Annotated in this window: 17 protein-coding genes; 5 read left to right on the top strand and 12 right to left on the bottom strand. The window is 72.1% G+C overall.

Annotated elements, in window-relative coordinates:
* Window positions 1-38: 38 nt before the first annotated feature.
* Both ACFW2Y_RS24635 and ACFW2Y_RS24630 read right to left on the bottom strand, forming a co-directional pair.
* Window positions 39-668: an NUDIX domain-containing protein gene (locus tag ACFW2Y_RS24635; protein ID WP_384883147.1), complete on the bottom strand. Its 630-nt coding sequence runs from the start codon at window positions 666-668 to the stop codon at window positions 39-41.
* Window positions 669-746: 78 nt separating this feature from the next.
* Window positions 747-2,396: a CTP synthase gene (locus ACFW2Y_RS24630; protein WP_384883152.1), complete on the bottom strand. Its 1,650-nt coding sequence runs from the start codon at window positions 2,394-2,396 to the stop codon at window positions 747-749.
* 422 nt (window positions 2,397-2,818) lie between these two features.
* On the opposite strand from ACFW2Y_RS24630, the gene ACFW2Y_RS24625 reads away from it, so the two are divergent.
* Together ACFW2Y_RS24625 and ACFW2Y_RS24620 are read left to right on the top strand one after the other, a co-directional pair.
* Window positions 2,819-4,621, top strand: coding sequence for a glycoside hydrolase family 15 protein (locus ACFW2Y_RS24625; protein ID WP_384883144.1), 1,803 nt, complete (start codon window positions 2,819-2,821; stop codon window positions 4,619-4,621).
* A gap of 79 nt (window positions 4,622-4,700) precedes the next feature.
* The gene (locus ACFW2Y_RS24620) at window positions 4,701-6,083 is read left to right on the top strand and encodes an FAD-binding oxidoreductase (RefSeq protein WP_384883141.1); all 1,383 of its coding nucleotides are present in this window, start codon (window positions 4,701-4,703) and stop codon (window positions 6,081-6,083) included.
* 6 nt (window positions 6,084-6,089) lie between these two features.
* Here the strand turns inward: ACFW2Y_RS24620 and ACFW2Y_RS24615 are convergent, their stop codons facing one another.
* Both ACFW2Y_RS24615 and ACFW2Y_RS24610 read right to left on the bottom strand, forming a co-directional pair.
* Entirely contained in the window at window positions 6,090-7,730 is a 1,641-nt protein-coding gene (locus tag ACFW2Y_RS24615; protein WP_384883138.1) for a flavin monoamine oxidase family protein, read from the bottom strand.
* Between the two features lie 35 nt (window positions 7,731-7,765).
* Complete coding sequence (locus ACFW2Y_RS24610) at window positions 7,766-9,283, bottom strand: APC family permease (protein WP_384883136.1); 1,518 nt, start codon at window positions 9,281-9,283, stop codon at window positions 7,766-7,768.
* Between the two features lie 161 nt (window positions 9,284-9,444).
* On the opposite strand from ACFW2Y_RS24610, the gene ACFW2Y_RS24605 reads away from it, so the two are divergent.
* Window positions 9,445-11,067, top strand: a complete 1,623-nt coding sequence (locus ACFW2Y_RS24605; RefSeq protein ID WP_384883133.1) for a PucR family transcriptional regulator — start codon at window positions 9,445-9,447, stop codon at window positions 11,065-11,067.
* Window positions 11,068-11,177: 110 nt separating this feature from the next.
* On the opposite strand, the gene ACFW2Y_RS24600 is transcribed toward ACFW2Y_RS24605, so the two are convergent.
* From ACFW2Y_RS24600 to ACFW2Y_RS24575, 6 genes are all read right to left on the bottom strand, one after another.
* Window positions 11,178-12,254, bottom strand: coding sequence for a glycosyltransferase family 4 protein (locus ACFW2Y_RS24600; RefSeq protein WP_384883130.1), 1,077 nt, complete (start codon window positions 12,252-12,254; stop codon window positions 11,178-11,180).
* Window positions 12,255-12,425: 171 nt separating this feature from the next.
* A complete protein-coding gene (locus ACFW2Y_RS24595; RefSeq protein ID WP_384883128.1) occupies window positions 12,426-13,127 on the bottom strand; it encodes a hypothetical protein in 702 nt (233 codons plus the stop codon).
* On the bottom strand, window positions 13,124-14,866 hold the full coding sequence (recN, locus tag ACFW2Y_RS24590) for a DNA repair protein RecN (protein ID WP_384883125.1): 1,743 nt from the start codon (window positions 14,864-14,866) through the stop codon (window positions 13,124-13,126). Before recN ends, ACFW2Y_RS24595 begins: the two co-directional genes overlap by 4 nt.
* 81 nt (window positions 14,867-14,947) lie before the next feature.
* The gene (locus ACFW2Y_RS24585; protein ID WP_384883122.1) at window positions 14,948-15,871 is read right to left on the bottom strand and encodes an NAD kinase; all 924 of its coding nucleotides are present in this window, start codon (window positions 15,869-15,871) and stop codon (window positions 14,948-14,950) included.
* Window positions 15,868-16,683: a TlyA family RNA methyltransferase gene (locus ACFW2Y_RS24580; RefSeq protein WP_384883118.1), complete on the bottom strand. Its 816-nt coding sequence runs from the start codon at window positions 16,681-16,683 to the stop codon at window positions 15,868-15,870. The genes ACFW2Y_RS24585 and ACFW2Y_RS24580 overlap by 4 nt, the downstream gene beginning before the upstream one ends.
* Window positions 16,684-16,690: 7 nt before the next feature.
* On the bottom strand, window positions 16,691-16,975 hold the full coding sequence (locus ACFW2Y_RS24575) for a hypothetical protein (RefSeq protein ID WP_384883115.1): 285 nt from the start codon (window positions 16,973-16,975) through the stop codon (window positions 16,691-16,693).
* Window positions 16,976-17,016: 41 nt separating this feature from the next.
* On the opposite strand from ACFW2Y_RS24575, the gene ACFW2Y_RS24570 reads away from it, so the two are divergent.
* Window positions 17,017-17,364 carry an SCP2 sterol-binding domain-containing protein gene (locus ACFW2Y_RS24570; RefSeq protein WP_384883112.1) on the top strand — a complete coding sequence of 116 codons (348 nt, stop codon included), beginning with the start codon at window positions 17,017-17,019 and terminating at the stop codon, window positions 17,362-17,364.
* A gap of 152 nt (window positions 17,365-17,516) precedes the next feature.
* Here ACFW2Y_RS24570 and ACFW2Y_RS24565 read toward each other — a convergent pair whose 3' ends face one another.
* Together ACFW2Y_RS24565 and ACFW2Y_RS24560 are read right to left on the bottom strand one after the other, a co-directional pair.
* A complete protein-coding gene (locus ACFW2Y_RS24565; RefSeq protein WP_384883110.1) occupies window positions 17,517-18,380 on the bottom strand; it encodes an ABC transporter ATP-binding protein in 864 nt (287 codons plus the stop codon).
* Window positions 18,381-18,489: 109 nt separating this feature from the next.
* Window positions 18,490-19,560 (bottom strand): HAD hydrolase-like protein, encoded by a 1,071-nt coding sequence (locus ACFW2Y_RS24560; protein ID WP_384883149.1) that lies wholly within the window; start codon window positions 19,558-19,560, stop codon window positions 18,490-18,492.
* A gap of 80 nt (window positions 19,561-19,640) precedes the next feature.
* Here ACFW2Y_RS24560 and ACFW2Y_RS24555 point away from each other — a divergent pair, with 80 nt between their 5' ends.
* Window positions 19,641-20,936, top strand: a complete 1,296-nt coding sequence (locus ACFW2Y_RS24555; RefSeq protein ID WP_384883107.1) for a DUF1015 family protein — start codon at window positions 19,641-19,643, stop codon at window positions 20,934-20,936.
* Window positions 20,937-20,950: the final 14 nt, after the last annotated feature.

Here is a 20,950-nt window from a genome sequence, read left to right as displayed (position 1 = left end):
CGGCCAGCGAGGGCGGCCCACCGGGAGCCCGGGTCGTGCTACGCCTCGAAGGGCCGGGCCGGCCAAGGGGCGTCCGCCGGCCGGAGGGCGTCCGGGCCGTCGCCCGAGCGCGCCGCGGCCAGCGACAGCACGCCCACCACCAGACAGCTGTTGTGCAGCTCCCCCGCCAGGACCCCCCGCACCAGCTCGGACAGGGGCACCCGGGCGAGCTCCATGTCGGCCTCCTCGTCGGAGACCTCGAAGCGCTCGCCCTCCGCCTCCGCGAGGCCACGGGCCAGGAAGATCCGTACGGCCTCGTCACAGCCGCCGGGCGTGGTGTAGACGTCGGTCAGGACCCGCCAGTCCTCCGCCTTGACGTGCGCCTCCTCGTACAGCTCGCGCTGGGCCGCGTGCAAGGGGTTCTCGCCGGGCACGTCGAGCAGTCCGGCCGGGATCTCCCAGAGCTTCTGCCGCACCGGGTGCCGGTACTGCCGGAGGACGACCACGCGGTCCTGGTCGTCGAGGGCGAGGACCGCGACCGAGCCGGGGTGCACCTGGTAGTCGCGGCCGACGACCGAACCGTCCGGCATGACCACCTCGTCCGTGCGGACACTCGTCTTCTTGCCCGTGAAGGGAGTGGTGGTGGCGACGACCCGCCACTCCTCCGGGGTGTCCTGCACCTGCTGCATGAAGTGTCCTCCCACATACGAAAGCCGGGGTGCGCGTCTCGGGAGAGACACGTACCCCGGCAACGTTAACGCGCCGTGCTACTTCGCCGTCCTGCGCTCCACGGCGGCCTTGACCAGGCCCGCGAAGAGCGGGTGCGGACGGGTCGGGCGGGACTTCAGCTCCGGGTGCGCCTGGGTCGCGACCAGGTACGGGTGGACGTCCTTCGGGTACTCGACGAACTCGACGAGCTTGTTGTCCGGGGAGGTGCCGGAGAAGACCAGACCGGCCTTCTTCTCCAGCTCCGCGCGGTAGGCGTTGTTCACCTCGTAGCGGTGGCGGTGGCGCTCCTCCACGTAGGGCTCGTCGCCGTAGGCCTCGCGGACGACCGAACCCTCGGCGAGCTTCGCCGGGTAGAGGCCGAGGCGCATCGTCCCGCCCAGGTCGCCCGCGCCCTCGACGTACGCGAGCTGCTCCTCCATCGTGGAGACGACGGGGTGCGCGGTGGCCGGGTCGAACTCGGTGGAGTTGGCCTCGGGGATGTCGGCCAGGTTGCGGGCGGCCTCGATGACGATGCACTGCAGGCCGAGGCAGATGCCGAGCAGCGGCACCTTGTTCTCACGGGCGTACTGGATCGCGCCGACCTTGCCGGACACGCCGCGGTCGCCGAAGCCGCCGGGGATGAGGATGCCGTCGACGTCACCGAGCTGCTGCGCGGCACCCGCCGGGGTCTTGCAGTCGTCGGAGGTGACCCACTTGACCTTGACCCGGGCACGGTTGGCGAAGCCGCCGGCCCGCATGGCCTCGGTGACCGAGAGGTAGGCGTCGGGCAGGTCGATGTACTTGCCGACGAGCGCGACGGTGACCTCGTGGTCGGGGTTGTGGACGCGGTCCAGGAGGTCCTCCCAGACGGTCCAGTCCACGTCGCGGAAGGGCAGGTCGAGCTTGCGCACGACATAGGCGTCCAGGCCCTCGGTGTGCAGCACCTTCGGAATGTCGTAGATCGACGGGGCGTCGATGGCGGCGACGACCGCGGCCTCGTCGACGTCGCACATCAGGGAGATCTTGCGCTTGATGGCGGTCGGGACCTCGCGGTCGGCGCGCAGCACGATCGCGTCGGGCTGGATGCCGATGTTGCGCAGGGCGGCGACCGAGTGCTGGGTCGGCTTGGTCTTCAGCTCGCCGGAGGGCCCGATGTAGGGCAGCAGCGAGATGTGCACGACGAAGACGTTGTCGCGGCCGACCTCGTGGCGGACCTGGCGGACGGTCTCCAGGAAGGGCAGCGACTCGATGTCGCCGACCGTGCCGCCGACCTCGGTGATGACGACGTCGACGTCGTCGGTCGCCATGCGGCGGATGCGGCCCTTGATCTCGTTGGTGATGTGCGGGATGACCTGCACGGTGTCACCGAGGTACTCGCCGCGCCGCTCCTTGGCGATGACCTGCGAGTAGACCTGGCCGGTGGTGACGTTGGCCGAGCCGTCGAGGTCGACGTCGAGGAAGCGCTCGTAGTGGCCGATGTCCAGGTCGGTCTCGGCGCCGTCGTTGGTGACGAACACCTCGCCGTGCTGGAAGGGGTTCATCGTGCCCGGGTCGACGTTCAGGTACGGGTCGAGCTTCTGCATGGTGACCCGCAGACCGCGGGCCTTCAGGAGCGCACCCAGGCTGGAGGCGGTCAGGCCCTTGCCGAGGGAGGAGGCGACACCCCCGGTGACGAAGATGTGCTTGGTCGTCGTGGTGTTGGGCGGCATCGCCAAGAGGGGGCTCCCGTGGTCGCGTTCTGGAGGTGCGTACCGGCTTCCCCTCCGGAAGAATCGGGGGGTGCCGTCGCTGCGGTTGCGGGGTCCTCGGCTGTCGCCGTTTCCCACCGGTCCACGGGGTACCAGGGTATCAGCGACATCAGGGGACCGCTTCCGGCCACGCGTGGCAGTCGGGTGTTCACGAACGGCAACCCGGACGTCGGGGCCGAGTGGGACCTGGTTCACTCGTATGGAGTAAGGCGCCGCTCGTGTGATCACTACCACTGCGGAAGTGCGACGTATTCTGCTCGGAGATCGCCCGCGGGCAAGCCGGTTCGTCCCGCACACTGGCCTTGCTGACACCACACATCACGCACACCTGTAGCAAGCGCCCCCTCGGGGGCGGACGTGGCCGTTCGACTGGAGAGAAGCACGTGGCCGGGCGCATCGAGGATTACGCACTCATCGGAGACATGCAGACCGCGGCACTGGTCTGTCGGGACGGCAGCGTCGACTGGCTGTGTCTCCCCCGCTTCGACTCGCACGCGGTCTTCGCCGGCCTGTTGGGCACCGAGGAACACGGGTTCTGGCGGGTCGGCCCCGTGGGTCCGGCGGACACCGAACCGGCGCCGGCCGACCGGCGGCGCTACCAGGGCGACTCGCTGATCCTGGAGTCCGAGTGGGACACCCCGCGCGGCACGGTCCGGGTGACCGACTTCATGCCGCCCCGTGACGGCGCCCCCCAGCTGATCCGGATCGTCGAAGGGGTCTCCGGTCGGGTGCGGATGCGGTCCTCGCTGCGGATGCGCTTCAGCTACGGCCGGGTCGTGCCCTGGGTGCACAAGGTGGGGGAGCGCACGGTCGCCGTCGCCGGGCCCGACTCGGTGTGGCTGGACACCGATGCGGAGACCCACGGCAAGGACCTGACGACCTACTCCGACTTCACCGTCACGCCCGGCGAGCGAATCGCCTTCACCCTCTCCTGGCAGCCCTCCCACAAAGAGCCTCCCGCGCTCCCCGACCCGGAGGGCTCCCTGGAGGCGACGGCCGACTTCTGGCGCGAGTGGGTCGAGCACTGCACGTACCACGGCCCCTACCGGGAGGCCGTGGTCCGCTCCCTGATCACCTTGAAGGCCCTGACCTACGCGCCGACCGGAGGGATCGTCGCCGCGCCGACGACCTCGCTGCCGGAGGAGATCGGCGGCGTCCGCAACTGGGACTACCGCTACACCTGGCTGCGGGACGCGGCGATCACCCTGTCCTCGATGCTGCGCACCGGCTACCGCGAGGAGGCCCGTGCCTGGCGGGACTGGCTGCTCCGTGCCGTCGCGGGCGACCCGGAGAACCTGCAGATCATGTACGGCATCGCGGGCGAGCGGGAGCTCGGCGAGGCGGAGCTCGACTGGCTCCCGGGGTACGAGGACTCGGGCCCGGTCCGGGTCGGCAACGGCGCCGCGAACCAGCTCCAGCTGGACGTCTACGGCGAGGTCACGGAGGCCCTCCACCTCGCCCACATGACGGGCCTCTCCCGCAACGACTACGCCTCCCTGCTCCAGATCAAGTTGATCAACTACCTGGAGAAGCACTGGAACCAGCCGGACGAGGGCATCTGGGAGGTCCGCGGCCCGCGCCGACACTTCGTCCACTCCAAGGTGATGGCCTGGGTGGCCGTCGACCGCACGATCAAGCTCATCGAGTCCGGCGACGCGGACGGCCCGCTGGAGCGCTGGCACGAACTGCGCGACGACATCCACCGGGACGTCTGCGAGAAGGGCTACGACAAGGAGCGGAACACCTTCACCCAGTCGTACGGCTCCAAGGAACTGGACGCCTCGCTGCTGCTCATCCCCCAGATGGGCTTCCTACCGCCGGACGACAAGCGGGTCATCGGCACGATCGAGGCGATCCAGCGGGAGCTGTCCACCGAGGACGGCTTCGTGCTGCGCTACCCGACCGCGGGCGAGGAGGCGGGCGTGGACGGCCTGGAGGGCGACGAGGGCGCTTTCCTCGCCTGCTCCTTCTGGCTCGCGGACGACCTGGCGATGATCGGCCGGGTCGACGAGGCCCGCATGCTCTTCGAGAAGCTGCTCGCGCTCCGCAACGACCTCGGGCTGCTCGCCGAGGAGTGGGACCCGCGCCTCCAGCGACAGGTGGGGAACTTCCCGCAGGCCTTCAGCCACGTCCCGCTGATCGACACGGCGCTGCGGCTGACGGCGAGCGGGGCCTACGGGGGCTGAGCCGCGCTCCCGAAGGCGGGGCGGGGCGCCCGGAATACAATGGGAAGGTCCTGTCCCCCCTCGTGAAAGGGGGGCTCCCATGGCTCCCCACGTCTCCGAAAGCGCCCTGGCCGGCCTGGTCGAGGACCTCGCCGGTGAGGTGATCGTCCCGGGCGGTCCGGGCTACGACGAAGCCCGCACCGTGCACAACGGGATGATCGACCGACGGCCGTCGGTGATAGCGCAGTGCGCCACCCAGGCCGACGTCTCCAATGCGGTGCTGTTCGGCCGCGCGACCGACCTTCCGATCGCGGTGCGCGGCGGCGGGCACAGCGTCGCCGGAACGTCCGTGATCGACGGTGCGCTCGTCATCGACCTGCGTCGGATGCACGGGGTGGTCGTGGACCCCGAGGGCATGACGGTGCGGATCGAGGGCGGGGCGACCATGGCCGACCTGGACCATGCCTGCCAGCCGTTCCATCTGGCGACCACCGGCGGACGGGTGTCCACCACCGGCGTCGGCGGTTTCACGCTGGGCGGCGGTTCCGGCTGGTTGGAGCGGAAGTTCGGGCTGGCCAGCGACAACCTGTTGGCGGCCGACCTGATCACCGCCGAGGGCAAGCACGTCCACACGAACGCGGAGGAGAACCCGGAGCTGTTCTGGGCGCTGCACGGCGGCGGCGGCAACTTCGGGGTGGCGACCTCGCTGACCCTGCGGCTGCACCCGCTCCCGGAGATGAGCATGGCGATGCTGCTCTTCCTGCCGGAGAACGCCCCCGAAGTGGTCCGCACCTACCGCGACCTCGGGGCCGTCGCCCCCGACGAGATCGGCGGCGGGGCCATCTACCTGCCCGCGCCACCGGAGCCGTTCATCCCCGAGGAACTGGTCGGCAAGCTGGTCTGCGGGGCCCTGTTCACGTATGCCGGTCCGGTGTCCGAGCTCCGTGACTTCGCGGCGCCGCTGTTCGCCCTGAAGCCCGCGGTCGAGATCGTCATGGACCTGCCCTACGCGGAGCTGCAGTCGATGCTCGACGACCCGCCGGGACTGCGGAACTACTGGTCGGCCGAGTACCTGCGGGAGTTCCCCGACGAGGCCGTGGACGTCTTCTGCGACCGCGGCGCTCGGATCCCGGAGGCCACGGCCACCCAGCACGTGCTGTTCCTGATGGGCGGGGCCGTGGCCGCCGGGCCCTCCCAGTACCCGCAGCCGTGGCGCACCGCGCCCTGGGCGGTGCACCCGTTCGCGACCTGGGAGGACCCGGCGTACGACGAGCAGGCCCGGCAGTGGGTGCACGACGTGCGGGACGATGCACGGCCGTGGGCCGTCGACGCGACGTATCTGAACTTCGTCGGCGCCGAGGGCGAGCAGCGCATCGTCTCCTCCTACGGCGAGGAGGGCTACCGCCGTCTCGCCGCGGTGAAGGCGGTGTACGACCCCGACAACGTGTTCCGCTTCAACCAGAACATCCCGCCCGCCGGTTGAACCGGCTCACCGCAGCGCGGCGATCACCTCCTCGGCGGCCCGCTCGCCCTCCGTGGCCCCGCCCTCCATGAAGCCCTGGAAATCGTAGGAGCAGTGCTCTCCGCCGATGTGGACGTTGCCCTGGGCGGTGCCCTCGTAGCCGGCGTAGCGGTGGACGTAGCCGACCGGCCAACAGGAGTACGCGCCGAGCGAGTACGGGTTCTTGTGCCACGCGGAGAGCTGGGCTCGGCCCGTGTACGCCTTGGAGGTGCCGGGGAAGAAGGCGTCGATGCCGGCGAGGTAGCGGGTGACCAGCTTCCGTACGTAGGGGTCGGACTCGGTGGAGAACGGCCCGGCCGGGTTGAGGTTCCGGGCCAGGCTGCCGCTGCCGTACTGGAGGAGGATGCCTCCGGTGCCGCCCTGGACCTTGGTGGTGTCCCAGGTCTGCTGGATCTCGCTGTCGGTGAAGCACTCGCCGGCGGAGACCCCGGGCCAGGCCCCGGTGCCGCGCCAGGGCCTGGTGCCGAACTGCATGTTGAGCTTGGTGCAGTAGCCCATCCGCGCGTCCCGCAGCAGGTTCTTCATGAGCGGGTCGAAGCCCGCCCGGGAGAGGTCGAGGCGCTGCAGGATCGGCAGCGGCACGCACAGGATCGTGTGGTCGGCGGTGACGGTCCGGGTGGCTCCGGCTTCGGTGAAGGTGAGGGTCTGGGTTCCGTCGGCGTTGGCGCGCACGGCGTCGAGCGACCAGCCCATGCGCAGGGTACCGGGGTCGAGTGCCGCGGCGACGGCGTTCGGCAGCAGGTCGTTGCCGCCGGTGATGTGGTAGCGCTCGTTGGAGAGGCCCCAGATGTTGAAGTTGCCCGGATTGGTCTGGTAGCCCATGAGCAGGACCAGGGCGAGGGCGGACTGCTCGGTGGTGTCGGCGCCGTACTCGACGTTGTAGGCGACGTCGAAGTAGCGGCCGAGCGGTGAGGCGTGTCCGCCGGGAACACGGCTCTCGATCCACTCGTACAGCGACATGTTGTCGAGGGCGGTGCCGGTGGGGGTGGTCTGGTTCCAGAACACCTCGCCCGAGTCGATCAGGTCGCGGTGGAGGGCTTGGTAGACGGCGTTGAAGTCCTCGTCGGCCTGGTCGCGCGGGTAGTAGGCGCCGTCGAACCAGAGGACCTCCTCCGCGCCGTTGGGCCCTCCGCCCAGGAAGTCCTCGGTGACGAGGTCGAACCGGCGGCAGAGTTCGAGGATCTTCTTGTGGTTGGTGTCGATGAGCTCGCCGCCGATCTCGGAGGTCTGCCCGTAGGCCCAGTGGTCGCGCTGGGTCCACATGCGACCGCCGACCCGGGACGGGTTCGCCTCGTACAGCACCGGGCTCAGGCCGGCGTCCTGGAGGGTGAGCGCGGCGGTCAGGCCGGAGATCCCCGCGCCGACGACGGCGACCCGGGCGGTGCTCTTGACGGGCGGGGTGCTCGTGGCGGCCACGGCCGGGGCGGCTGCGGCCCCGCCCACTCCCACCGCGACGCCCGCTGCGGCGGCGTAGGTGAGGAGGGTGCGGCGCCCGAGGGCGTCGGCCCTCATGCCGCGCAGCGCGTCGACGGGCAGGTCCAGCCGTCGGGCGGCGGTGTGCTCGGCGACCAGTTTCTTCAGGAGGTGCATCGGGGTGGTGCGTGCCATGGGGCGCTCCTGGGTTCGTTTTTTTTGGGGGGGGGTCAGCTCTGGGGCACCGGGGTGGGTGCGGGCTCGGTGGTGTCGTCGGTGCGCTCGGTGGCGTCTTCCAGGACGATCCGGCCGATGACCTCGTAGCGCTGGGGCTGCTTGGTCTTGAGGTACCAGCCGAGCCCGAGGCCGCCGAAGAAGACGGCGCCGATGATCCACGGGATGGCCTTGAAGAAGAGGGAATCGGCGGCGAGCCCGGCCGCCGTCTCCATGTTCATGATCAGCAGGACGACGACGGCGGTCATCCCGACCCCGCCGAGGAGCGGGGCGGTCAGCGTCTTGAACCAGTGCCGGTCCTCGGGGTGGTTCTTGCGGAAGTAGCCGATGACGGCGAAGGAGCAGAGGGTCTGCACGATCAGGATCGCCATCGTGCCGAGGATCGCGAGCAGGGTGTACAGGTGGATGTAGGGGTCCTGGCCGGTGAGCCAGAAGACGCCGACGAGGGTGACGGCGATCGTGCTCTGCACGAAGGAGGCGATGTACGGCGAGCCGTGCACGGCGTGGGTCCGTCCGAGCGCGGGGTGCAGGAAGCCCTCCCGGCCGATGGCGTACAGGTATCGCGAGGCGCACTGGTGGAAGGCCATCCCGCAGGCGAAGGAGCCGGTGAGCAGCAGCCACTGGAAGGCGTCGACGGCCCAGGCTCCGATGAAGGAGCGGGTGGGCGCGAAGAAGAGGTCGAGCGGGGAGTCCGAGGAGGAGATCTGTATCGATCCGGCGAGCCCGTTCCCGGCGATCGCCATCCAGGACACGTAGATGTAGAAGAGGCCGACGCCGATGACGGAGATCAGGGTGGCCCTCGGAATGACCCTCTTGGGGTTGCGGGATTCCTCGCCGTACATCGCGGTGGACTCGAAGCCGACCCAGGACCAGAAGGCGAAGAAGAGGCCGAGTCCGGCGGAGGTGCCGGTGAAGGCGTTCGTGGGGTTGATCGGTTCGACCGGGATGCCGTCGGGACCGCCGCCGGCGATGAGGACCGCGGTGGCCACCGCGAAGAGGACGGCGATCTCTGCGACCAACATCGCTCCGAGCGCCTTGGCGGTGAGGTTGATGTCGAAGTACGACAGGACGGCCGTGACGGCCAACATGACGGCTGCGTACAGGATCCAGGGCAGGTCCACGCCGAGCTGGTCGGCGACGGTCGTCTTGGCGAAGTAGGAGAAGACGCCGACGATCGAGGCCTCGAAGACGATGTACGCGAGCACCGCGAGCATGCCGGATGCCATGCCGGCGATCCGGCCCAGCCCGTGCGAGATGTAGCCGTAGAAGGCGCCCGCGGCCGTGATCCGCTTGGCCATGGCGACGTAGCCGACCGAGAACACGGTCAGCACCAGGGTCGCGAAGAGGTATCCGGCGGGTGCGCCGGTGCCGTTGCCGAAGCCGACGGCGATGGGGAGGTTTCCGGTCATCGCCGTGATCGGAGCGGCGGTGGCGACGGCCATGAAGACGACGCCGACGAGTCCGACCGAGTTCGCCTTGAGCCGGTGGACGACTGGGGTGGGGTTCTCTGCCATGGGCCGAGAGGATCCTCGTGCGTGACGTAGGCCACAATCGACAGGCGGTCGCACAATTCCCCCCGTGGAGCGACGAGTTGTCGCCCCGGTGTACGAACCGTCCGGTCCCGTAACCGTCGGGTGATGTCGCCGGAACACGGACGCGGGTAGCGTCCGGCCCCATGGACAATCAGGGCGGGATCACCGTGCAGCGGGCACTTGAGCTGCCCGGACTGCGCGGCGGGCTCCCGGAGGTCGTCGCGGGCGCCGACCGGCTGCACCGCACGGTGCGCTGGGTGCACGCGGGCGAAGTGCCGAACATTGCGTCGCTGCTCAAGGGCGGCGAGCTCCTCCTCACCACGGGCCTCGGCCTGGGCACCCGCCCGGCCGAACAGCGCGCCTTCGTGCGCCGGCTCGCCGACCGGGGCATCGCGGCGCTCGTGGTCGAACTCGGTCCGCGCTTCGCCCGGCTGCCGGCGACGATAGTGGAGACCGCACGGGCCGCCGGCCTGCCGCTCGTCCAGCTCCATCGAGAGGTCCCCTTCGTCACCGTCACGGAGGAGATCCACACCGAGATCGTCAACGGCCACTACGCGCTCCAGCGGCGGGCCGAGGAGGTCCACCGGCAGTGCACGGAGGCGCTGCTCGGCGGCGGCGGGGTCCCGCAGGTGCTCCGCGTCCTCTCCGAATTCGCCGCCAACCCGGTCTTCCTGGAGACGGCCGACGGACAGCTGCTGTACGCGGCGGGCACCGAATCCGCGCCCGCGGACCCACTCCAGGTGTGGGACGGGCTGCGCGGTCAGCGGGCGGCGCGCGAGTCGGGCCCGCCCAGCGGCACGGTCCTCGTCGACGTGCCCGGCGGCGGGCCCGGTACGGGCACGGTGCGGGCACGGCTCGTCCTCCTCGCGGTCTCCGGCGCCCTCTCCCCCGTCCACCGGATGGCGGCCGAGCAGGCGGCGGGGCTCCTCGCGGTCGTCCTCATGCAGGCGCGCCAGGAGGAGGAGCTGGCCGCACGCGGTCGCGGCGACTTCCTGACGGACCTGGCCGAGGGCCGGATCAGGGCCGAGGACGCCCCGGCACAGGCGCGGGTCCTCGGCTTCAAGCCCGGGGACGGCCCGCTCCTCCCGGTCGTGATGCGCTTGTCCCCGGAACTCTTCCCCTCGGGGAACTGGGCGCTGCTGGCCCGCGCCGTGCTGGAAGAACTGTCTTCGGTGGGCGTCCCCGCCCTGCTCGGCGTCCGTCCGGTGGAGGGACGGGTGCCGCTGCTGCTGGGCCTGCGCTCCGAGTCGGAGCGCACGGCGGTCGCGGACCGGGTCGCGGCGGCGCTGCGCGCGGGCGTGGAGCGGGCCGGCCTGGAACGGGCCGGAGCGCACCCACCGGTCGTCGTGGTCGGCGTCGCGGGCGGCTGGGCGGCGGCCTCCGCGGGACTGCGGCACGCGGCGGAGACGGCGACGGCGGCCCAGGGCCTCTCGGAGCTGCCCTGGTACGACGCTCGGCGGCTGGACATCGACCTGCTGCTGTGGCGGCTGCGGGACCACCCGGACCTCGCGGCCTTCGTGGACCGCGCCATCGGCCCCCTCAGGGAGCACGACGGCGCTTCCCGGCCGCCGCTGCTCCCGACCCTGGAGACGTACCTGGCGCATGCCGGCCGCAAGGCGGAGACGGCCCGGGAACTACACCTCAACCGCCAGACCCTCTACAACAGGCTCGCACGCATCTCCGAACTCCTCGGCACGGACCTGGACGACCCGCAAACGGTCCTGGCGCTCTCCCTGGCCCTCAGGGCCCGCCGCCACACGTCCTGAGGTTCCCCGGACGGCAGCGCGGCCCGAGGGCGCCGGGGTGCACGGCACTCCAACCCCGTCCTCCGCCGCGTCCCGTTCCGGAGGAGCGAGCGGGCACGACGGGTCGTACGTCACCGGCCCGTCAGCTCGTCGTACACGCTCAGCACGTGCGCCACCGTCTCGTCCTCGGTGGGCCACGACCGCGCCTGGACGCGCCCCGCCGCCGCCAGGTCCATCCTGCGCTCCGCGTCGTCGAGCAGGCCCCGCACCGCAGCCGCCAAGGCATCCGCATCTCCGTACGGAATCAACTCCGCCGCGTCCCCGACGAGTTCCGGCACACCACCGACGGCCGTGGCGACGAGCGGCACCCCGAGCCGAAGCGCTTCCTGCGCGAGCAGGGAGCGCCCCTCCCACCGGGAGGGCAGCACGGCGACATCGGCCGCCGCCAGCAGTTCGGCGACGTCGTCGCGGCGTCCGATCAGTCGTACCGGAAGCCCTTCCTCGACGATCCGGCGTTGGAGCGCGCCCCGTTCGCTCCCCTCGCCCGCGATGACGAGCAGGGGCGGCGGGTCGAGTTCCCGCCACGTCCGGGCCGCATCGAGCAGCGTCCGGTAGCCCCGGCCCCGTTCGAGCGCGCCGACGGCCATCAGCAGGGGCCGGTCGACCGCGCCCAGTTCGGCGCGCGCCTTGCCGTCGTGGAGGCAGACCGGTCGGCGCGCGGCGGGCACCGTGATGGGGGCGAGGCGGGCGTCCCGGGCCCCGCGCCGCCGGGCCCGGTCGACGAGTTCGAAGGAAGTGCCGAGGACGACGGTCGCGGCCCGTGCGGTCCTGCGTTCCAGGAGCCGCAGCACTCCGCCCCGTGCCCCGACCGCTCGGTTCCGGCTGTGCCAGGTGGTCACGAAGGGGGTTCGGGCGCCGGTCAGCGCGACCGCGGCCCGCACCGAGGCCTGGAGCCCGTGCGCATGCACCACGTCCGCGCCGATGCAGGCGTTGCGGAGCGCGGCGACGGCGGCGGGGTCGCCGAGGTGCGGCAGGGGCACGAAGTGTGCGCCGGCGCCCAGGTAGTCGTAGAGGCGATCGAGTTCGGCCGGTGCGCACACGGTCACCCGCACGCCCCTCGCCACCAACCCCGCGGCAAGTGATCGGACGTGCGCGCTGCTGCCCGCGCCGCCGCCGCCCAGCACTTGGACCGTACGGAGCTGTGTCACGGACCCAAGGATGCCAGTCCGCACCACCGACCGTACGCACGTTCCGGCACCGAAATGGCGTCGTTCCCCTGTCCGGTGGGCGCACCGGGCGGACCCGCACCCCGTGGTTTCACCCACACGGGTGAGCGCACAGAAACCCCGTGCACGCCCCTGCTACAGGCCTGCGCCCCCTCAGTGGGAGGTCGCCCGTTCTCCCCACACGGCGGCGGCCACCACGCCCGCCGCGTGTGCGGCAAGACCGAGCCGCCCGTTCCCCGCGGCGACGGCGCTCCCGACCGCGGCTCCGAGCGCGTGCGCACCCGCGTCGCCGAGCATGGTCCGCTCGCCGAGGTCGTCGCCGAGCACGGCGACGACCGCGCCCATCGGTGCGGCGGCCGGGGCACCGCGCAGCAGCCCGGGCGCAGCGAGCCCGAGCACCAGGAGCCCCGCACGCCCCGGCCGCACGTCCACGAGGTTCACCAGATGCGCGGTGCCCGCGATGACGACCCCGGCGAGGAGCTTGTCGACGGGCTTCTCCTTGAGGAGCGCCCCGGCCGCGAGCGAGGCGGCACCGATGCCGAACAGCTTCACCGCCCCGCTGGTCACCTCACCCTCCCGGAGCGCCGCCACATGGGCCCGGAACCCCCGTCGGTGGTCGCCCTTCACATCGTCGTGGGCCCCGCACGCCCCCGCCGCGAGCACCGCGAGGGCGGCGGGGGCGCTGCCGGCGCCGAGCGCCGCTCCGAGGGTGACCGCGGGGCCGGCACAGAGGTCGACGGTCCGTCCTGCGTGGTTGGTCCGCCTCCACCGCTCGTCGTCCCGACGGCGGCCCAGCGCCCCGTACACCGCCCGGGTCACCCCTGCGGCGGTCCCGAAGGCCGCGAAGCGCCTCATGCGTCGGCCCGTGCCGTCGCCAGGAGTTCCTCCGCGTGGGCCCTCGCCGTCTCGGAGTCCTCCTGGCCGGCGAGCATCCGGGACAGCTCCCGCACCCGCTCCTCGCCCTCCAGCACCGTGACGCCGGAGCGGGTCACGGAACCGTCGTTGGTCTTCTCCACGAGCAGTTGCCGGTCGGCGAAGGCAGCCACCTGCGGCAGGTGGGTGACGACCACGACCTGTGCGCTCTTGGCGAGCTTGGCGAGCCGGCGTCCGATCTCGACGGCAGCCTTGCCGCCGACGCCCGCGTCGACCTCGTCGAAGAGGTACGTGGGCACCGGATCGACCCCGGCGAAGACGACCTCCACGGCGAGCATCACCCGCGACAGCTCACCGCCGGACGCCCCCTTGGCGATGGGCCGGGGCGGGGCACCGGGGTGCGGGGCGAGCAGCAGCTCGACCTCGTCCGCGCCGGACGGCCCGTAGGCGACCCGACGGCCGTCGACCTCCACCCCCTCCTCGTCCTCGACCTGTCGGACGTCGAAGGACACCCGGGCATGCGGCATGGCCAGCGAAGCGAGTTCGGAGGTGACCGCGTCGGCGAACCGGGCAGCGGCCTCCGTGCGCGCGTCGGTGAGTCGCTGCGCGAGCACCGACAGCTCGTCGCGCAGCCGGTCCCGCTCGGCGGCGAGTTCCCCGATGCGGTCGTCGTCCCCGTCCAGTTCACCGAGCCGGCCGGCGCTCTCCTCGGCCCAGGCGAGGACGGCGGCGACGTCCTCGCCGTACTTGCGGGTGAGCTGGTTGATCAGGGCCCGGCGCTCCTCGACGGCGGCGAGCCGCAGCGGATCGGCGTCCAGGTCGTCGAGGTACCCGGCGAGTTCCCCGGCCACGTCGCCGAGCAGGATCGAGATCTCGCCCATCCGGTCGGCGAGCGAGGCGAGCGCCGGATCGTGCGACCGCACGGCCTCCAGGGCCCGGCCCGCGCCCGCGACCAGGGTGGTCGCGTCGACGGCCTCGGGGTCCTCCGGGTTGCCGGCCAGGGCAGCGCGCGCGAGCGCCGCGGCGGAGGCGAGGGCTTCGGCGTGCCCGAGGCGCTCCGCCTCGGCGGCGAGTTCCGCGTCCTCCCCGGGCAGCGGGGCGACGGCCTCGATCTCACCGAGCCCGAAGCGCAACAGATCCGCCTCCTGGGCGCGTTCCCTCGCCCGGGTGGTGATCTCCTCCAACTCGGCGGTGACGGCGCGCAGCCGACGGTACGCCGTACCGTAGGCGGCGAGCGGCACGGACACGGCCCCGCCCGCGTACCGGTCGAGCGCACCGCGCTGCCGGGCGGGCTTGAGCAGGCCCTGCTGATCGGTCTGGCCGTGAACGGCGACGAGTTCGTCGGCGAGCTCGGCAAGCAGCCCGACGGGCACGGAACGCCCGCCCAGATGGGCGCGCGAGCGCCCCTCGGCCGAAACCGTACGGCTGACCAGGAGGACGCCCTCGTCGAGCTCGGCGCCGGCCTCCTCGGCCCGTACGGCGGCAGGCGCGCCCGCAGGCACGCTGATCCGCCCCTCGACGACGGCCGAAGCCGCACCGATCCGCACCAGGGCCGGGTCGGCGCGCCCGCCGAGCAGCAGCCCCAGGCTGGTCACGACCATGGTCTTGCCCGCACCGGTCTCACCGGTCACCGCGGTGAAGCCGGGCGACAGCTCGACCACCGCGTCGTCGATGACCCCGAGCGACCGTATCCGCATCTCCTCCAGCACGCCCCAGACCATACGAGGTTTCCCGGGTCCGATGCGACATCGCCCCGGGCGTAACCCCCGGGGCCGCCGCTCGTTGCGGGCCACCTGGCGGGGTCAGTGGGGTGCGCCCCGCCATCCCGACACGGGCAGGGCGAACTTGGCGACGAGCCGGTCGGTGAAGGAGGCGTGGTGCAGCCGGGCGAGGCGCACCGGGACGGCGCCCCGCCGCACCTCGACGCGTGCGCCCGCGGGAAGCTCCACCGTCCGCCGGCCGTCGCACCACAGCACTCCGTGCGGGGTGTGCGGCTCGACCTCGACCGCCAGCACCGACTCGGGGGTGGTGATCAGCGGCTTGGCGAAGAGGGCGTGGGCCCCGATCGGGACCATCAGCAGCGCCTCGACCTCCGGCCAGACGACCGGGCCGCCCGCCGAGAAGGCGTAGGCGGTGGATCCGGTCGGTGTCGCGCAGATCACCCCGTCGCAGCCGAAGCCCGTCACCGGACGCCCGTCGATCGCGAGCACGACCTCCAGCATCCGCTCCGGGGACACCTTCTGCACGGCGGCCTCGTTGAGCGCCCAGTCGCGGTGCAGGACGTCGCCGTTCTCGTACACGACGACGTCGAGGGTCATCCTCTCCTCGACCTCGTACGCCTTGGTGACGACCCGGTCGACGACCTTGTCGAGGTCGTCCCGCTCGGCTTCCGCGAGGAAACCGACCCGCCCCAGGTTGACGCCGAGCATCGGCACGCCGGAGGCCCTGGAGAACTCGGCGCCGCGCAGCAGGGTGCCGTCGCCGCCGAGGACGACGAGGAGTTCACAACCGTCGAGCGCATCGGAGCACGCCTCCGGCACCTTCTCGACGGACGGCGGCAGCGGCAGGTCCGCGGCCTCGGCCTCCAGGACGCGGACGCCGATGCCACAGCGCAACAGTCCCAGGACGACCAGTTCGGCGCTGCGCACCGCGGCCGGACGACCGGTGTGCGCGAGCAGGAAGACGGTGCGTGCGGTTCCCGATGGTGCTGCTGCCGTTGAACTCAACGAGGTCCCTCCGCCACGGCGCGGTCGACGTCCGCCGGATCCAGCGCGGGCGCGTCTGCCCGCAGCCACAGAAAGTACTCGACGTTGCCGGAGGGGCCGGGCAGCGGGCTGGCGGTGACACCGCGGACGCCGAGGCCGAGCTCGCCGGCCTGCCGGGCCACGTTCTTCACCGCGTCCGCGCGGAGTTCGGCGGACCGCACGACTCCGCCGGTGCCGAGCCGTTCCTTGCCCACCTCGAACTGCGGCTTCACCATGAGGACGAGGTCGGCGTCGGATGCCGTACAGGACGCGAGGGCGGGCAGCACCAGACCGAGCGGGATGAACGACAGGTCACCGACGACGAGGTCCACCGGGACGCCGTCGATGACGTCGAGCGTCAACTCGCGTACGTTCGTGCGGTCCTTGACGGTGACCCGCTCGTCGCTCCGCAACGACCAGGCGAGCTGCCCGTAGCCGACGTCGACGGCGACCACATGAGCGGCCCCCGCGCGCAGCAGGACGTCCGTGAAGCCGCCGGTGGAGGCTCCGGCGTCCAGGGCCCTCCGGCCCTCGACCCGCAGCCCCTGCGGAACGAAGGCGGCGAAGGCCCCGGCGAGCTTGTGGCCGCCGCGCGAGACGTAGTCGGGGTCGGAGTCGTCCTGGGCGACCACGATGGCCGCAGCGGTCTCGACCTGGGTGGCGGGCTTGGTCGCGACGGTCTTGCCGACGGTCACCCGGCCCGCGGCGATCAGCTGGCTGGCGTGCTCGCGCGAACGCGCGAGCTTGCGCCGCACCAGCTCGGCGTCGAGACGGCGGCGTGCCGGTCCTGCCACGTTCGGTTCAGCTCCTGTTTTCGTACGGACGGGGGGCGGTGTGCGCGTCGAGCGAGGTCAGCTCGGCGCACAGTGCACGGTGTACATCCTCGTACACCTCCAGGTGTCCGTCTGCCGGGAGGCCGTCCACCTCGGTCAACCGCGCGAGGCAGGCGTCGACTGCGGAATGGCCGGTGGGCTCGAGGACGATGCCGAGCGGCGCTGCCGCGGCGGGCTCGTACGGCTGCCCGGGGGGCTCCTCGACGGCCTCGTCGACGGCGGTGTCGCCCGGCTCCGGCATCTCATCGGTCATGCCCCGACGCTACCGCGAAGCGCTGGGGTACCGTCGGTGCGATGGCAACGATCACGGAGTGCCGCGATGCACTGGACAGGCTCTCGGACGGCCTCGCGCGGGCGGACGACGGCGTGCGCGGGGCTGCCGCGCTGGACCGCACCCTGAGCTGCCATGTCACCGATCTCGACACGACGTTCACGGGCCGTCTCGCGGACGGCCGGATCCGGGTCGACTCCACGCTGTCGGGCCCACCGCCGACCAAGGCTCAAATCCGTCTGTCCATGGCCGGCGACGACCTGGTGGCGATGGTGGACGGCGAGTTGAACTTCGCGAAGGCCTGGGCCTCCGGCCGGGTCAGGTTGGAGGCGGGCTTCCGCGACCTGCTCCGCCTCAGGTCCCTGCTCTAGCGAACGGGACGCCCCGTGCCCTGACGGACGGACGCTCCGTCCCGGGCCTCGTGGCGGTCAGCGCCCCGGGGCAGCGCGGTGCCGGGGCTCCCGCAGGGGACCACCCGTGGTCCGTGCCGCCCGCCCGTCGCCCCCGTGCCCCTCGCGCCGGGTCACTCCTGCAGCGCGGGCTGCGGCGGCACGGCCCCTCCCACCCGCACCCGTCCGACGGTCCGGGCACGCGCCTTCCGTCCCGCCGGCACGACCAGCGGGGTCCCCGTCTGCGGGTCGTCGATGACCTGGCAGCGCAGGCCGAAGACCTGCTCGACGAGCTCCGCGGTCACCACTTCCGACGGCGCTCCCTCGGCGATGACCCGGCCCTCGCGAACGGCGATGAGGTGGGTCGCGTAGCGGGCCGCGTGGTTGAGGTCGTGCAGGACGGCGACGAGGGTCCGCCCTTGTGTCTCGTGCAGCTCGGCGCACAGGTCGAGGACCTCGATCTGGTGCTGGATGTCGAGGTACGTGGTCGGCTCGTCCAACAGCAGCAGCGGGGTCTGTTGGGCGAGCGCCATGGCGATCCAGACGCGCTGGCGCTGACCGCCGGAGAGTTCGTCCACGTACCGGTCGGCCAGCTCGGTGACGCCCGTCGCCGCCATGGACTCACGGGTGATCCGCTCGTCCTCGGGGGACCACTGGCGCAACAGTCCCTGGTGGGGGTAACGGCCGCGCGCGACGAGGTCCGCGACGGTGATGCCGTCGGGCGCCACGGAGGTCTGGGGCAGCAACCCGAGGGTCCGGGCGACCTTCTTGGCGGGCATGGTCTGGATCGACTGCCCGTCGAGCAGGACGCGCCCCGCACTGGGCTTCAACATGCGCGAGAGGGCCCGGAGGAGGGTGGACTTGCCGCAGGCGTTGGGCCCGACGATGACGGTGAACGAGTTGTCGGGGATCTCGACGGTCAGCTCGCGGGCGATGACCCGCTGCTCGTACGCCAGGGTGACCGATTCCGCACTCAGGCGCTGCTGCCGACCGTCCATACCCGCACTCCCGGTTCTCGTCCGTGATCACCCCCGGCGGCGGCGACCGCGACCCACGAAAAGTTAGGTTAGCCTACCCAACTTCAACGTCGGTCCGGGGTCGCACGCCTCACGTCCCGAGCAGCGCCAGCGCCTTCCGCGGGTCCGGCACGCCCGCACCCGGCCCGTCCGCCTCCGTCCAGGCCGCCCCACAGAGCGCACGCACCGCGTCCATCACTTCTCCCTCCTCGCCCGGTACTCCGTCGAGGACGAGCTCCCCCTCGCGCACGGAGGCCCTCCAGCCCCCGCACCGGAACTCCCCCTCCCCCACCTCGACCACCTCCGGCTGCCCCACCAGCAGCCCCCGCAGATCAGCCGCCACATAGGTGGCACGGTGCTCGGGCGGGGCGGCGAGCAGCTGTGCCGCGTCCGTCACCCCGGTCAGTACGAGCAGCGAGTCGACCCCGCCGTTGAAGGCCCCCTCGATGTCCGTGTCGAGCCGGTCCCCGACCACCAGGGGCCGTTGCGCTCCCGTCCTCAGCACGGTCTCCCGGTGCATCGGCGGCAGCGGCTTGCCCGCGACCTTGGGCTCCGCACGCCCCCCGGTGGCGATCCGCACGACCTCCACCCCCGCCCCGTTCCCCGGGCCGATCCCCCGCGCCCCCGGAATCGTCAGGTCCGTGTTCGACGCGTACCAAGGCACCCCGCGCCCCACCGCGTAGGCCGCCTCCGCGAACCGCCCCCACGGCATCCCCGGTCCGCCGTACCCCTGCACGACCGCTGCCGGCCCGTCGTCCGCCGACTCCACCGGCACGAGCCCCCGCTCACGAAGCGCCACCCGCAGCCCCTCGCCACCGATGACCAGCACCCGGGACCCCTCCGGCACCTCGTCCGCGATCAACCGGGCCACCGCCTGCGCCGAGGTGACCACGTCCCCGGCCTCCGCCGGCACGCCCAGCTCCGTCAGATGGGCCGCCACCTCCGCCGGCGTCCGCAGCGCATTGTTGGTGACGTACGCCAGGTGCATCCCACCGGCACGGGCGGCCCCCAACGCCTCCACTGCGTGCGGAACGGCCTCGCCGCCCGCGTACACCACCCCGTCCAGGTCCAGGAGCGCCGTGTCGTAGACCTCGCACAGCGCCACCTCGCTTCCTCCCGGACGCTTCCGACCGCCGTCACGCCGCCCTCGGCCGTTCCCCATCGCCACCACTCGCTCCTCACGTCACCGGTGCAGCACTCCCCCGATCATCGCCGATGGCCCCACCCACATACGATGACGAGATGAACACCTCAGGTCACGCGGCCACCGACGTCCGCGACGACGCCCCAGGGTTGCACCTCGCTCCGTTCCGCGGACTCCGGTACGTCCCCGAGCGAGTCGGCAGTCTGGCTGCCGTGACGTCACCTCCCTACGACGTCGTCGTCCGACCTGACGGACTGATCCACCTCGAATCCGCGGACCCGCACAACATCGTCCGCCTGATCCTCCCCCAAGCGATCACCGCCGGCACCCGCCACCGCAAGGCAGCCGTCACCCTCGACCGCTGGCTCGCGGACGGCGTCCTGGCCCCCGATCCGGAGCCCGCCCTCTACGTGTACGAGCAGCACGGCGACGGGATCCTCCAGCGCGGCGTCATCGGAGCGCTGGAACTCTCCTCCCCCGACGAGGGCATCGTCCTCCCCCATGAAGACGTCATGCCGCACGTCGTCGAGGACCGTGCCGCCCTGATGCGGACCACCGCCGCCAACCTGGAACCCCTGCTCCTCACGTACGTCGGCGCGGAGGAGGACGGTGCCGATGCGGTCATCGAACGGACCGTCCTGCGGGAGCCCCTGCTCTGCACCACCACGGAAGACGGCTTCCAGCACCGTCTCTGGTCGATCACCGACCCCACCGAGCTCGCCACGATCACCCGCGAACTGGCCCGGCACCAAGCCCTCATCGCCGACGGTCACCACCGTTGGGCCACCTATCTGCGCCTGCGCGAGGAACACGTTGCGCCCGGCCCGTGGAACCACGGCCTGGTCCTCCTCGTCGACACGGCCCGCTACCCCCTGCGGGTCCGCGCCATCCACCGGCTCCTCAACCGCCTGCCCGTCACAGACGCCCTCGCGGCCATCGGCGACTCCTTCCGCGTGCGCAGGATCGACCAGCCGCTCCCGGCGGCCTTGGACCTCCTCGCCGCCACAGCGGCCGAAGGCAACGCCTTCCTCCTCGCGGGCGACGGTGCGTTCCACCTCCTGGACCGCCCCGATCCCGCGCTCCTGGACCGCACGATCCGCACGGACCGGCCACAGGCCTGGCGAACCCTGGACGCGACGGTGCTGCACTCCGCCCTTCTGGAGAACGTCTGGCACGTCCCGGACGCCCCCGAGGACATCAGCTACATCCACGACGCCGGGGCGGCGGTGGACCAGGCGGAGCGCCGGGGCGGCACCGCGGTCCTCATGCACCCGGTCCGGGAAGCCGTCGTCCGTGACCTGGCGCGCCAGGGCGTCACCATGCCCAGGAAGTCGACCTCCTTCGGCCCGAAACCCGCAACGGGCCTGGTCCTGAGGAGCCTGGCCCTGGACTGAGGCCCCGGAAACGG

It is taken from the genome of Streptomyces sp. NPDC058877 (assembly GCF_042742855.1).
In the GTDB taxonomy this organism is placed as follows: domain Bacteria; phylum Actinomycetota; class Actinomycetes; order Streptomycetales; family Streptomycetaceae; genus Streptomyces.
Note: the sequence above shows the minus strand (reverse complement) of the source record. Positions and strands in the feature narration are given on the sequence as shown.